The sequence below is a fragment of the Tsuneonella rigui genome (assembly GCF_003958625.1).
GTDB lineage: Bacteria > Pseudomonadota > Alphaproteobacteria > Sphingomonadales > Sphingomonadaceae > Tsuneonella > Tsuneonella rigui.
In genome coordinates this window covers 224942-238398 of sequence record NZ_RSEL01000028.1, presented here as the reverse complement: position 1 = coordinate 238398, position 13457 = coordinate 224942, and the positions used below count along the sequence as shown (strand labels likewise).

Genomic DNA, 13457 nt, shown 5'->3' with positions numbered 1-13457 from the left:
AGGCCATGTTCCGCCGGTGCGAGCCGCCATTCGATCCTCCTCATTCCCCGCTGGCGTTGTTCGCCGCGAGGTTTCCCTATTTCATCGGGCGGGGTCGTTGCCCCGTGAGCGACCTGTTGGCGCGACCGAGTCGCGAAAAGAATTCAGCCGTCGGCGGTGGACATCGCCGTCGACAGCACGTCGAGCTGGGCGGTGCAGCCCTTTTCGATCAGCTTGAGCGCCAGATCCTCGGGCGCGGCGGGCACGCTGTCGAGCACGTGGAAGGTGATCTCGCTGGGGGTCCCGTTCTGCCCGGCGACCACGTACTTCGCGCCATCCGTGACCGGCGACTGGCTGAGATCCCACACCGTCAGCATCTCGCCGTCACCGAAGGCCGCCTTGCTGCTGGCCTTGGCGCCGTCGGGGCCGATCGCATAAAGCGCCTCGCCGGTGGTGGCGGGACGCCACAGGCGTACTTCGGCGGGATTGGCGAGGCACATCGGACCCGATTCGCGGACATCGACGTACCACAGGTTGGGACGCGTGATCGGGCCCTCCTCGTCGCCGCGCACGGCCCCGGTGCGCACCTTGCTCGCCGAGCGCTGGCGGGTGAGCAGGGCGAAAGTGCCGCTGCGGTCGGCGCCGGTGCGCGCGGCGAGCGAAGCGGTCACCGGGCCCTTGAACACCCGGGTGCCCTTCTCGTCGAGCACGGTCAGGGTGTCGCCGTTCTGCAATACGACCTTGTCGGTTGCGGCGAGCTTCTTGCCGACCGGGTAAGTCTTGGCGGACGGCCCGCTCGAAGCGACGACGACGCCGGCCTGGGCGCTGGCGACCGGCATGGCAGCCGCGGCAATCGCGGCCAGAGCCAGAAGCGGACGACGGTTACGAGACCACATAGGCCCCCTCCTCATTCAGTGATCGAGTCCTGCGTAGCAAATTTTCGAGGGCGCTGTCAGTCGGATAGCGCTCCGCGAGCGGTTTTATTTTGTCTGCGGCCCGTTCCGGGTCGTCCTCCGCGAGCGCGGCGGCAAGGTCTTCGCGCTCGGCGGCCGCCCATTCGGGTGCGGGTGCAAACACCTCGACCGCTTTGGCGCGGCCGCGCAGCACCACTTTGCCCATTGGCCGCCACCAGTCGAGTCGGCTGCGCTCGACCGCCTCGCGGCTAGCGAGGACATTCGACTCGAGCGCCTTGTTGGCGGCCTCGAGACGTGCCGCGGTGTTCATGCTGTCCCCGAGCGCGGTATACTGGATGCGGTTCTCGCCCCCGAAGTTGCCGACCACCGCCTCGCCATAGTGCAAGCCGACGCGGGTCTTGCCGATCTTCGGCAGCGACGGGTCGGACTTGGCGACCTCCTCGCGGAACGCCTCGCCCGCCTGCCACAGCGCGTAAGCGGCCCGCGCCGCGCGCTCCCCGTCGTCCTCCCGCGCGATCGGCGCGCCCCAGAACGCGACCACCGCGTCGCCGACGAACTTGTCGAGCACCCCGCCGTGGTCGAGCACCACCTTGCTCAGCATCGACAGGTAGCGGTTGACCAGCTTGGCGACCTGTTCGGGCTTCAGCGCGTGGCTCATCTTGGTGAACCCCTCGAGATCGCTGAAGACCACGAAGATGTCTTTCTTCTCTCCATGCAGCGCGAGCAGCTCGGGCCGCTCGATAATCTCCTGCGCGATGTCCTGCGGCAGGTACTTGCCGAGCGCGCCTTGTGCGAAGTTGCGCTGCACCGCGCCGGCAGTGCGCGCCGCGGAGGTGACCGCGGTAAAGGCGAGAATCCAGCCGAGCACCCAGCCGACCGCGGGCAGGCCGTAAGTGTCGACCCCGTTCCACTGCATCGCGAACGGAATGCCCAGCATGACCACGAACTGCGCGCCGAGCAGTGCATAGATGCGCCAGCTGCCCCATTCGAGCAGGCCAGTGAGCACGGCCATCAGAATGAACAGCAGCGCGAACGCCCACAAGGTGATGCCCATCGGCTGCGGAAGCGCTTTACCGTCGAGCATCTGCGCGATCATCTCGGCGTGGACCTTCAGCCCCGGCGGCTGCGGGGTGCCGGCCGCCTCGCTCAAGGGAGTGGCGACGCGGTCGATATCGACGATGTCGCCGCCGATCAGAATGTACCGCCCGGCCACCGCCGGCGCGAGATATTCCGCAACCGAGGGGTCGAGAAACGTCTGGATCGGCATTTGCGGAATGACCGGCATGTCGCGGTCGCGCGGCAGGCGGTAGACGATCGAACCCGTATAACCGGGCAGAGTCTTCGTGCCGTCGCCCGCCTCTTCCAGCATGCGGCGCCCGAGCACGGGAGGGAGATCGGCGCGTATTTCCGGCCATTGCCGGGTCACGCCGAAGCGATCGCTCAGGCGCACGCTCGCCGGTTTCGACCGCGATCCTTCGAGGCGCGCCAGGAAGCTCTTGAGGTACCGGTCCTGATCGTAGCCGATGTTGCCCGCGTTGGTGGCGAGATCGGCATAGCCGACCGCGACCGGGGTCTTCATCCCCCGCAGCGCGGCGGCAAGTTGGTCGTCCTCATCCTGCGGCTGGTCGAACAGGATATCGATCCCGATCGCCTTCGCGCCCATCGTGTCGAGATTGGTGAGCACTTTTGCCAACAGCCCGCGGTCGAGCGGAGAGCGCTTGCGCACCTGGGCCAGCGTCTGGTCGTCATAAACCACCATCAGCACCCGCGGGTCCTGGTCCAGCCGGTGGCGGTCGGCCACCACGTAGGTGCGGAAGTCGTACATCGCCCGCTCCGCCGGGCTGATGCCGGGCAATTCGCTGTCGGCCGAAAAACCCCAGCCGAAGCGCGCGATGATCAGCGCAATGAGAAGAAGTACTCCGGTCAGCGCCAGCCGGCGCGGGCCCGCCTCGCGCACATTGCGCCAGCCGCGCCGGACGATGCCGCCTGCCAACCCGTCGCTCATGACTGTGCAGCCGCGCTCAGTTCCCGTGGAACAGTGGCTGCTCGCCGTCGCCGATCAGCGCAAAGCCCGCCCAGTAGAACGGGTGTGAAGTCTCGGCGTCGTCCATCAGCTTGGTTTCTGCCGCGAGCAGCGCTTCACCTGTGCCGAGCGATTGCGGCGCGGCGAAGAAGCTTTCGAACAGGCGCTTGGTCGCCTGGTACTCGTCGGGCGCCGGCCAGTGGCTTGCGATCACCTGCCGCCCGCCGGCGCCGATGAACGCGCGCACCAGGCCGTCCAATGCCTGGCCGCCGCCACCCTCGACACCGGCCGCCTGAGTCGCCTCGAGCCCGGCCAGGCTCGCGGTGTTGCACGCCGAGAGGATGACCAGATCGGCATCGAGCTTGAGGTCGAAGATTTCGCCGAACTGCAGCAGGCCGTCCGAACCGGGACCACCAAACGATGTCAGCAGCGCCGGGCTGACCGGGCAGGCCGGCTTGCTCGGAGTAACGATGCCGTGCGTCGCGAAGTGGACGATGCGGTAGTTGTCGAGATCGGGGCGCTGCTCGATCGCGGTGTCGGTGAAAGCCGCACCGGTGATGAGAGACGAGCGGGCCGCTCCCAATTCCTGGCTCGCGAACACCAGCTCTTCGGCCGAGATCGGGCGGTTCCACGCCGCCAGCGGCACCTGGCAGCCGGCTTCGGCGGTGTCGGCGCTGCGCACAAGCGAGGCCTGGGTGACCGGGCCGACCGGCTGGTTCTGGCCCAGCCCGAGGTACAGCGCGCCCGCCTTCGATGAAGGCGCCTTGCGTGCGTCGCGGAAGCTGGCGGGCGACAGCGCGGTGCTGATCGAGCGGCCGCGGCCGAGCCAGCCGACGCCGCGGAAATCGTACTCGTCGCCGCCCGACGCCACCCGCTGGTGATAGGCATCGACCGTCGCCTGGTCGGCGATCAGCAGGTTGGGCGGCAGTTCCATCAGCGCCCCGTCGGGTTCGAACACGAGGTGCTTCACATTCCCGAGGTCGCCGGCGACCGGGCCCATGATCGCTTCGAACAGCGTGCGCGCTGCGTCGACGTCGAACGGATAGGTGGCGTTGACGCCGCCGACGGTGACCGAGATCGAATCGCGCAGCTTGCTCACCAGCGCGGAAACCTCGTCCGCGCTCGCGCCGACCTTCCATGCGGTCGAGCGCTCGGGGGACAGGTACACCGCGTACATCGCGTCGCCGATCTGGGCGAGTTCGAGATAGGCCTCCTGCGGCCCCAGCAGCCCGCGCATCTCGTCAGCCGTCAGGTAATCGTGCGACAGCGAGCGGTAGGCGGGATAGGCCGACAGCGCTGAGAGAATCTCGAGCTGCGACCCGGCGAGCCGGGCACGGCGCGCTTGCAACTCGGCGACCGCGGCCGGGTCCGCCGCCGCCGCGCCCGGTGCCTCCACCTGGGCGAGCGTCAGGTCGAGCCGGTTGAGCTCGCGCCGGACCGAGCCTTCGCGGCGGAACAGGTCGGATGCCTGGCCGTCACCCGCGGCGAGCCGGCGCGCGAGCTGGCCGAGCGTTTGCGCGGCGCCCGGCCGTTCGATCAATTGCGCGGCGGCGAACATGTCCGACACCAGCGCGGGATTCTGCGGCGCGCCTGCCACCAGCATGTCGAAATAGGGTGCGAGCTGGTTCTCGAGGCCGACCAGCGCGGCCTTGTCGCCCTGGGTCTTGGCGACGATCTCGCGGTACAGACCCATCGCCTGGGCTTGGTCTCCGTGACGCGTCAGGAACGCCGCCAGCCGCGCCTTGGCGGCGCTGACCGAGGCGGTTTCCGGGTAGCGCAGCTCGGTCAGCGCGAGCGACTGGCGCAGCAGCGCCTGCGCCTGGTCGTTCTGGCCCAGCGCCTCGTGCGACAGGGCCATCTCGCTCATCAGTTGCGCTTCGAGCCGGGCGGCGGAGACCACGCGACCCTGCCGGATCGCGGCAATCTGTTCGCGCGCCTGCGCCAACTTGGTCAGCGCCTCGGCGGACTTGCCTTCAAGCCGGTCGGCGGTCGCGGAGAGCTGCAGCGCCTGCGCATCGATGATCGCGGCGCGCTCCGGCGTGGTCAGGTGATTGTCCTGCGCGACCGCATCGGTCAGGCCGGCGGACAGGCCTGCATTGAGCCCGTTCGACAAAACCTTGTCGATCGCAACCGAGCCATCGCTGGTCGCGACGGGATCGACCAGCTCGGGCACCGGCCGCACGAGGATTGTCCGCGCCTCAGCCAATTGGCCGCGGTTGATCGCGTCGATCGCCTCGAAATTGCGCAACAGGCGCGACTGGATCGGATCGCGCAGGCCCATCGCGCGCGCCTCGCCGAACACCCGCGCGGCTTCCTGATAGCGCCCCATGTTGCTGAGCTGCAGCGCACGGTTGACGATCACTTCGTGCCGGCTGGTCGCGAGCTCGGTGTTCCCGCTGGTCGCGGCGACCAGGTCGGGCCGAAAGTATTCCTCCGCGCCGCTGAAGTCCCCGGCGTTGTTCTGGCGGTAGCCCTGGCCGATCAGCAGGTCCGCTTCACCCAGGCTGGCGCGCGCCTGCGCGAGCGAGCCGCTGCCCCCGGTGGTGACGATGTCGACCGTCCCAGGTACGACCTGGTCCTGCACGATGCTGGCGAGCGCGAGCCGCAGCGCGCTGTCGTAGGCGGCGATCCCCTCGACCACCGTCGTGCGTCCCTTGCCGGGCGCCATGTAGACCACCCATTCGAGTCCGCCGCTCTCGCGGCACCGGCTGACGGTGGTGCCGGAGGGCAGACCATCGGCGGGCAGCGCCGCGTCGCAGGATAAAGGGGCAGGGCGGTCGCCCGCGACGCGCGCGAGGGCGCCATCGCCCGAGCGCCAGCTATAGGCGGACCCCACGGGCCGGTTCACGTCGCGGCAGATGAGCGCCCACTTGCGGTCGAACAGCGAGGTGCGCGCTTCGCCCAAGCGGACGCCCTGCGCCTCGCACACCGCGCCGGCGTTGCCGATGGCGAAGCTCTCGCCGGCAAGCGGCGACGGGGCGCTGGCCCCAGCGGGCGCGCCGACGCCCGCAAGGGCGATGATGGCAGCGAGCGGAAGTAGTGTGGACCGCACGTCGATTTTCCCTCCCAGAACGCGACTCCGAAGGGGCGCGCGCAACCTGCATCATGGCGCGCGCGGGGGCAAGCCGCCAGTGTCGCAAGGTCAATCGGCGGGCCTTGCCAAGCGCGCGGGTTCTGCGATGCATTCTCCCAAAAAAGGCGGGCCCGGCGAGTCGCGACCATTTGCAGGGGGAGAATACCGATGGCGGTTTCCGATCACGTCGACTTCGCGACTTTCATGAACGGCGTGAATCGCCGCAATCCGGGCCAGCCGGAATTCGTCCAGGCGGTGCAGGAGGTGGCGCAGGACATCTTCGAATTCATCGCCGACAAGGAAGAGTACCACGAGCAGCAGATATTGCGCCGGATCGCCGAGCCCGACCGGATCGTCAGCTTCCGGGTGTGCTGGGAAGACGACAACGGCAACGTCCGCGTCCAGCGCGGCTGGCGGGTGCAGAACAACAACGCGATCGGCCCCTACAAGGGCGGCATCCGCTTCCACCCAAGCGTGACCGAAAGCGTGCTGAAGTTCCTCGCGTTCGAGCAGACCTTCAAGAATGCGCTCACCGGCCTGCCGATGGGCGGCGGCAAGGGCGGATCGAACTTCAACCCCAAGGGCAAGAGCGTGCGCGAGATCATGCGCTTCTGCCAGAGCTTCATGACCGAGCTCTATCGCCACATCGGCGCCGACATCGACGTGCCGGCGGGCGACATCGGCGTCGGCGGGCGCGAGATCGGCTACATGTTCGGCCAGTACAAGCGCATCACCAACCAGTTCACCGGGGTGCTGACCGGCAAGGGCCTCGAATACGGCGGCTCGATGATCCGGCCCGAAGCGACCGGGTATGGCGCGGTCTATTTCCTCGACAACATGCTCAAGCACAAAGGGCTGGAGATCGCCGGAAAGACCGCGGTCGTCTCGGGTTCGGGCAACGTCGCGACGCACGCGGCGGAGAAGCTGGTGCAGCTCGGCGCCAAGCCGGTCACGCTGTCGGACTCGGGCGGCTTCATCCACGATCCCGACGGGTTCACGCAGGAGAAGATCGACTGGGTGAAGGCGCACAAGACCCATCGCCGCGGGCGGATCGAGGATTACGCCAAGGAATTCACCGGCGCGACCTTCCACGCGGGCAAGACCCCATGGGACGTGCCGTGCGATGTCGCGCTACCCTGCGCCACGCAGAACGAGCTGCCGGTCGAGGGCGCCCGCGCGCTGATCGCCAACGGCTGCATGGCGGTGTCGGAAGGCGCCAACATGCCGACCACGCTCGACGGCGTGCACGCGTTCAAGGACGCGAAAATCCTGTTCGCGCCGGGCAAGGCCGCCAACGCGGGCGGGGTCGCGGTGTCGGGCCTGGAGATGAGCCAGAACTCCGAACGCCGCAGCTGGAAGGTTGAGGAGCTGCAGATCATGCTCCGCGACATCATGGACGGCATCCACGGCCGCTGCCTCGAATACGGCGTGCAGGGCGGGCACGTCGACTACGTGAAGGGCGCCAACATCGCCGGCTTCAAGAAGGTCGCCGATGCGATGCTGGCGTTTGGGGTGGTCTGACGCTGCCGGAGGCGGTGGGGCGCTAGTGCCCCATCGCCATCCAGGTAATCAGGCCGGCGAACAGCCCGATCGCCACCCACGCGAACAGGCTCAACACCAGCATGCGCCAAATCCCGCCGAACCGGCTGACGCCGTAGGTGCCGCGTAGCTGCCGGTACATGTGGTAGGGCGCGTAGAGCAGCAGCAGCCCGCCCGCCGCGCCCGCGTTGACGTAGAACAGCAGGCTGGCGACCGCGACCAGCGCGATCATGAAGCTGATAGAGTAGGTCACGAACACCGTGTGATCGTAGCCCTTGAAGCGGCGGTTGAACGGGAACAGCAGCCACACGAACGGCACGCTCAGCGGGATCAGCATCCAGCTGTATTTGTAGGCGCTGGTCTGCGCCTTGTAGATCGCCAGTTGCGGGTTCTCGCGCACATGGTCGATCGCCTGGCCGAGCTTGGTATCCTTGGGAATCGGCGTTTCCGTGAAGCCCTCCTCGAAGTCGGATTGGACCGAGCCGACCACCTGCTTCATCGCCTGCTGGTCCTGCTTCAGCGAGGTGAGCTTCTTCTCCAGCCGCGCCTTCTCCCGCGTGTCGGCCTTGGGTAGTTGCGCCTCGATCTCGGCGATGCGCTTCTGGTTTTCGGCGTACGCGGACTTGGGCGCGCTGAGGTCGGAAGTTTCGGGATCGAGCCCGCCGAGCATGCTGAACAGCGCGAAGCTCAGGAACACCACGAACAGGAACAGCGCGATCGGACTGACATAGCGCGCGCGGCGGCCGTCGATGTACTCGCGGGTCAGTTGCCCGGGCTTCCATGCCAGCATCGGGATCGTGCGCCAGGTCTTGCCCTCGAAGTGCAGGACCCCGTGGAGCAGGTCATGAAAGAACGCGCCCAATGTCCGGTGGACGTGCGCCCGCTGGCCGCAAGCGTGGCAGTGCGGGCCGACCAGCTCCGCTCCGCAGTTGAGGCAGGCGCCCTCGTGCGTGTGGCCGTCGCCACCGCCCCGCTCACGCTCGATCGCGCCTGCGACCGCCGCGCCGGTGCCGATGTCGGCGAGGCCGCCGGTGATGCTCTCGATATCCCCCGTCATGCCCCGCGTTCTGCCTCACTGGCGCGCCGGTTGCCAGCCGGAACAAAGCACGAACCTCACGGGTTTCACCGGGCAAAGGAGTTTGATCGATGACTGTCCAGACACCCACCGAGCATCCCAAGAGCGAGCCCGTGTCCAACGCGGAGAAGGACCCCGCCGACTGGGTCACCGGCGATGAACCGATGACCGGGGCGCAGGCGAGCTACCTCAAGACGCTGAGCGAGGAAGCGAAGCAGCCCGAAGCATACGACAACGAGCTGACCAAGGCAGAGGCGTCCGAGCGGATCGACGAGTTGCAGGAAGTGACTGGCCGCGGCGCCTGAATGCGAAAAGGGCCGCCCTCGCGGGCGGCCCCATCGTGTGTGCATGTCGAAGCGATCAGCCGTCGTAGTCGCCGCCGACGCTGGTCGAGCGGACCGGAGCGGCCGCGGTGATCCGCAGCGCTTCGGCCGACTGGCTGAGGCTGCCGATCTCGTCCGCCTCGTCCTCGTCGTCGGGCAGGATCTTCTGCAGGCCGACGACCACCGATTCGTGCAGCTCCTTCGGGCGCACGGTCTCGTCGGCGATCTCGCGCAGGGCGACGACCGGGTTCTTGTCGCGGTCGCGGTCGATGGTCAGCTCGGCGCCGCCCGAGATCTCGCGGGCGCGCTGCGCGGCCAGCAGGACGAGATCGAAGCGGTTGGGAATCTTGTCGACGCAATCTTCGACGGTAACGCGCGCCATCGGGCACTCCGAATAAACAGGTGTTTCGGGAAAGCGCGCCACCTAGGGAAGAGGCGTCGCCAAGTCAAGAAAATGCCTCTAGGCCGGCCGCGATGGAGTACACCGATCCGCCTCCGTTCGAGATCGAGGCGCAGGACCACAAGTTCGTCTTCTACCCCGCGGGCAAGGATCGGCTGGCCGCGCTGCTCGGCCTGATCGAGGCGGCCGAGCGAACGATCAGGATGTGCTTTTACATATTCGCCGAGGACGCGAGCGGCGTGCTGGTGCGCGACGCACTGGCTGCCACGGCGCGTCGCGGGGTCGCTGTGAACCTGATCGTCGACGGCTTCGGCGCCGATGCGCGTAAAGCGTTTTTTGCTCCGGTGACTGAGGCCGGCGGTACCTTCTGCACCTTCTCGCCGACGATCTCGCAGCGCTACCTCATCCGCAACCACCAGAAGATCGTGGTGGTTGACGAACGGGTGGCAATGATCGGCGGGTTCAACGTCGAGGACAGCTACTTCGCGCCGCCCGAGGTCAACGGATGGAATGATCTCGGGATCACGGTCGAAGGCTCGGCGGTGGCGCAACTCACCCGCTGGTACGACAAGATCGAGCGCTGGACGCTCAATCCCCATGCGAAATGGCGCTCGATCCGCAAACTGGTGCGGGAATGGGATCCCGGTAACGGGCCCGTCCGAGTGCTGATCGGCGGGCCGACCCGCGGTTTGTCGAGCTGGGCGAAATGCGTACGGGCAGATCTCACCAGCGCACGGCGGCTGGACATGCTTATGGCCTATTTCTCGCCATCCAACCGCAGCCTGCGTGCGATCGCGCGAGTGGCGCGGCGCGAAGGGGCACGGCTGGTGATGGCGGCCAAGAGCGACAACGGCGCGACCATCGGCGCGACCCGCTCGCTCTACGACTACCTGCTCAAACGGCGCGCCAAGATCTGGGAATTCGAAGCCTCGAAGCTGCACACCAAGCTGATCGTGATCGACGACAAGAGCTTTGTCGGCAGTGCCAACTTCGACATGCGGAGCCTGTACCTCAACCTGGAAGTGATGCTGCGGATCGAGGATCAGGCGTTAGCGGATCGCCTGTCGCAATTCGTCGATCACCTCATTACGGCCTCGACCCACATCACCCCGAGCGTTCATAAGAAACGCGCGACGCTGCTCACCCGCGTCCGCTGGAACCTGTCCTGGTTCCTCGTTGGGGTGCTCGACTACACCGTCAGCCGACGGCTTAATCTCGGGCTCTAGTCGTAGCCATATCCCGCGCCGCCCTCGGCGAGGTCGCTGAAGCGGGTGATCTTGGCTTCGAACCTCATGCGAATCTTGCCGGTCGAGCCGTGGCGCTGCTTGGCGATGATCAGCTCTGCGAGGCCGAACACCGGGTCCATCTTGCGCGCCCACGCCTCGTGCGCGTCGTGGACTTCCTGCGAGTCCTCCGGCCCTGGCCGCTTCGGCTCGGACGCAGCGATGTAGTAGTCCTCGCGGAAGATGAACCACACCATGTCCGCGTCCTGCTCGATCGAGCCCGATTCGCGCAGGTCGGAGAGGATCGGCCGCTTGTCCTCACGGCTCTCGACCGCACGGCTGAGCTGCGACAGCGCAATCACCGGCACGTCGAGCTCCTTCGCCAGCGTCTTCAACCCGCGGCTGATCTCGGAAATTTCATTGACGCGGTTGTCGTTGGCGCGGCCCGTGCCCTGCAGCAGTTGCAGGTAGTCGACGATGATCAGGCCAATGTCGTTCTTGCGCTTCAATCGCCGGGCGCGGGTGCGAAGCGCTGCGATGGTCAGCGCGGGGGTGTCGTCGATATAGAGCGGCAGCTCGGACAGTCGCTGGCTGGCGAACGACAGCTTCTGGAACTCGTCTCGGCTGAGCTTGCCCATGCGCAGAGCCTCGCTCGAAATCTCCGCCTGCTCGGCGAGGATGCGGGTGGCGAGCTGATCCGCACTCATTTCCAGGCTGAACAGCGCGACGCCGGCGCCGACCGATTCCTTCTCAGCGATCCCGTCGCGGCGGTCGCGAAGCAGGCGCTCAGCGCAGTTGAAGGCGATGTTGGTGGCAAGCGACGACTTGCCCATACCGGGGCGTCCGGCGAGGATGATGAGGTCTGAGTTGTGCAGGCCGCCAATCTTGTCGTTGACCGAAGAAAACCCGGTGGTCTTGCCCGAGACATGGCCGCCGGAATTGATCGCCTTCTCGATCATTCCCAGCGCCTTCTTGGTCGCCGAGCCGAAGCTCGCGGCCTCCGTGGCGGTCGCGGCGCCTTCGGCGACGTCGAACAGCGCGGCTTCGGCAGCCTCGATCTGCGCCATCGGCGCGACGCTCTCGCTGGTGTCGAGCGCGCCTTCGACCAAGTTACGGCCGACGCTGACCAGCTCGCGGAGCAGCGCAAGGTCGTAGATCTGCTCGGCCAGCTCGCGCGGGGCGAGCAGGCCCTGGCCGTCGGCGGTCAGGCGGGCGAGGTAGGTGATGCCGCCCAGTTCCTTGAGCGCCTCGTCGGCCTCGAAATAAGGTTTCAGCGTCACCGGGGTGACCACCGCATTGCGGTCGAGCAGGGTCAGGACCCGCTCGAACACGCGCTGGTGGACGGGCTCGAAGAAGTGCTGCGGGCGCAGCGGCGTCGGCAGCTCCTCCAGCACCCGGTTGTCAATCAGCACCGCGCCGAGGAATGCGGCCTCCGCCTCGATGTTGGCGGGCAGGGCGCGAATCGGGGCCGAATCGTTGGCGGCGGCGGGACGGAGGAGGAGGTCGGTTTCGGCCATGGGCGGCTAATGGTCTATCCGTGGCGTCGCGGAAAGTCGCGCGTGGATCGCGAGGTCTGACAGCCTTGTGGAAACCCTTGCTTGCCACCCTTCGCATCTGCGAGAAGCCGCGCGCCATGGCCGACTACCGGATCGCCAAGATATCGCTCGACGAGGACACGATCCTCTGGCGCAATGCCGACGTCGAGCAGGAACGGCGGGTGGCGATCTACGACCTGATCGAGGACAACACCTTCAAGCCGCTGCGCCCGGTCGAGGCTGGTCACCACGGACCTTACGCACTGCAACTGGCGGTGCAGGACGGGCGACTTGCCCTCACGATCGGCAGCGAGGCGGGCGAACCGCTCGAAACGCTGATCCTCGGCCTCGCGCGCTTCCGCCGCCCGATCCGCGATTACTTCGCGATCTGCGACAGCTACTACCAGGCGATCCGCAAGGCGACCGCGGCCGAGATCGAGACGATCGACATGGCCCGCCGCGCGATCCACAACGATGCTGCCGACCTGCTCCTCGAGCGGCTCGACGGCAAGGTTGAGACCGATCATCTCACCGCACGGCGCTTGTTCACCCTCATCTGCGTGCTCCATATCCGCGGCTGAGAAGGGGCGGGCGCGATTCGTGGCAGGTAAGAAGAAACGCGGCATCGGCTGGCGCACGCGTGCGCTCGGGGCGGCGCTGCTGGTAGTGTTGCTGGCGGCGGGCTGGGGCTGGTGGCGGCTGCAGCACTGGACCCCCGATGCGGCCAAGTATCCCGACCAGGGCGCGGAGATAGGCGCCGCCGACGGCGCTGTTCGCTTCGACACGCTGAAGGCGCTGGGGGCGCGCTTCGTCTATCTCGACGCCAGCGAAGGGGCGCGGGTGCGCGACGCGCGCTTCGCCGTCAATCTCGCCGCCGCGCGTGAGGCCGGGCTCAAGGTCGGCGCGGTGCACCGGTTCGATCCCTGCGTGATGGCCGACGGGCAGTCGGCGAATTTCGTGGTCGAGGTCCCGCGCGGCCGCGATCTGTTGCCGCCCGCAATCGCGCTCGACCGCACCGCCAACGACTGCCACGTCGGCGAAGCCGCGGTCGAGAGCGAGCTCATGACGCTGATCAACCAGATCGAGGCGCACGCCGGGCGTCCGGTGATCCTGCAGGTCTCGAAAGCGTTCGAAAGCCGCTACGGTCTTGCCAGCCGGATCGAGCGCAACCTGTGGGTGGTCGGCACCTTCCGCCGCCCGACCTACGCCGGCCGCCCGTGGCTGATGTGGACCGCCAACCGCTCGCTTTCGACCGAGGCCGCGGACGAGCCGCTCCGCTGGGTGGTCGTGCGGCCCTGACCTCGTACTCATGCCGAGCGTCTATGCCCGGCAGGCAAACGGCCTTCGACAACGCGCGCGTGAGCAGGCTAGGA

Annotated in this window: 11 protein-coding genes; 5 read left to right on the top strand and 6 right to left on the bottom strand. The window is 67.4% G+C overall.

Annotated elements, in window-relative coordinates; genetic code table 11:
- Positions 1–143: 143 nt before the first annotated feature.
- Genes ELY12_RS12705 through ELY12_RS12695 form a run of 3 tightly spaced genes read right to left on the bottom strand, consistent with a single transcriptional unit; the run spans position 144 to position 5968 of the window.
- A complete protein-coding gene (locus ELY12_RS12705) occupies positions 144–875 on the bottom strand; it encodes a hypothetical protein (RefSeq protein ID WP_126177069.1) in 732 nt (243 codons plus the stop codon).
- Positions 862–2898 carry an adenylate/guanylate cyclase domain-containing protein gene (locus ELY12_RS12700; RefSeq protein WP_126177068.1) on the bottom strand — a complete coding sequence of 679 codons (2037 nt, stop codon included), beginning with the start codon at positions 2896–2898 and terminating at the stop codon, positions 862–864. The genes ELY12_RS12705 and ELY12_RS12700 overlap by 14 nt, the downstream gene beginning before the upstream one ends.
- A gap of 16 nt (positions 2899–2914) precedes the next feature.
- Positions 2915–5968 carry a CHAT domain-containing protein gene (locus ELY12_RS12695; protein WP_241229857.1) on the bottom strand — a complete coding sequence of 1018 codons (3054 nt, stop codon included), beginning with the start codon at positions 5966–5968 and terminating at the stop codon, positions 2915–2917.
- A gap of 189 nt (positions 5969–6157) precedes the next feature.
- Between ELY12_RS12695 and gdhA the strand changes: the two genes are divergently transcribed.
- The gene (gene gdhA, locus ELY12_RS12690) at positions 6158–7510 is read left to right on the top strand and encodes an NADP-specific glutamate dehydrogenase (RefSeq protein ID WP_126177067.1); all 1353 of its coding nucleotides are present in this window, start codon (positions 6158–6160) and stop codon (positions 7508–7510) included.
- Positions 7511–7532: 22 nt separating this feature from the next.
- On the opposite strand, the gene ELY12_RS12685 is transcribed toward gdhA, so the two are convergent.
- Positions 7533–8585, bottom strand: a complete 1053-nt coding sequence (locus ELY12_RS12685; protein WP_126177066.1) for a DUF3667 domain-containing protein — start codon at positions 8583–8585, stop codon at positions 7533–7535.
- An 89-nt stretch (positions 8586–8674) separates the two neighbouring features.
- On the opposite strand from ELY12_RS12685, the gene ELY12_RS12680 reads away from it, so the two are divergent.
- Entirely contained in the window at positions 8675–8908 is a 234-nt protein-coding gene (locus ELY12_RS12680) for a DUF3072 domain-containing protein (protein WP_126177065.1), read from the top strand.
- A gap of 55 nt (positions 8909–8963) precedes the next feature.
- Here the strand turns inward: ELY12_RS12680 and rpoZ are convergent, their stop codons facing one another.
- Positions 8964–9308, bottom strand: a complete 345-nt coding sequence (gene rpoZ, locus ELY12_RS12675; RefSeq protein WP_126177064.1) for a DNA-directed RNA polymerase subunit omega — start codon at positions 9306–9308, stop codon at positions 8964–8966.
- Positions 9309–9400: 92 nt separating this feature from the next.
- Here rpoZ and ELY12_RS12670 point away from each other — a divergent pair, with 92 nt between their 5' ends.
- Complete coding sequence (locus ELY12_RS12670) at positions 9401–10552, top strand: phospholipase D-like domain-containing protein (protein ID WP_126177063.1); 1152 nt, start codon at positions 9401–9403, stop codon at positions 10550–10552.
- On the opposite strand, the gene ELY12_RS12665 is transcribed toward ELY12_RS12670, so the two are convergent.
- On the bottom strand, positions 10549–12066 hold the full coding sequence (locus ELY12_RS12665) for a replicative DNA helicase (protein WP_126177062.1): 1518 nt from the start codon (positions 12064–12066) through the stop codon (positions 10549–10551). The genes ELY12_RS12670 and ELY12_RS12665 overlap by 4 nt on opposite strands.
- A gap of 116 nt (positions 12067–12182) precedes the next feature.
- Here ELY12_RS12665 and ELY12_RS12660 point away from each other — a divergent pair, with 116 nt between their 5' ends.
- The gene (locus ELY12_RS12660; RefSeq protein WP_126177061.1) at positions 12183–12665 is read left to right on the top strand and encodes a UPF0262 family protein; all 483 of its coding nucleotides are present in this window, start codon (positions 12183–12185) and stop codon (positions 12663–12665) included.
- A 19-nt stretch (positions 12666–12684) separates the two neighbouring features.
- On the top strand, positions 12685–13383 hold the full coding sequence (locus ELY12_RS12655) for a glycoside hydrolase family 25 protein (RefSeq protein ID WP_241229856.1): 699 nt from the start codon (positions 12685–12687) through the stop codon (positions 13381–13383).
- The last annotated feature ends 74 nt before the right edge of the window (positions 13384–13457 follow it).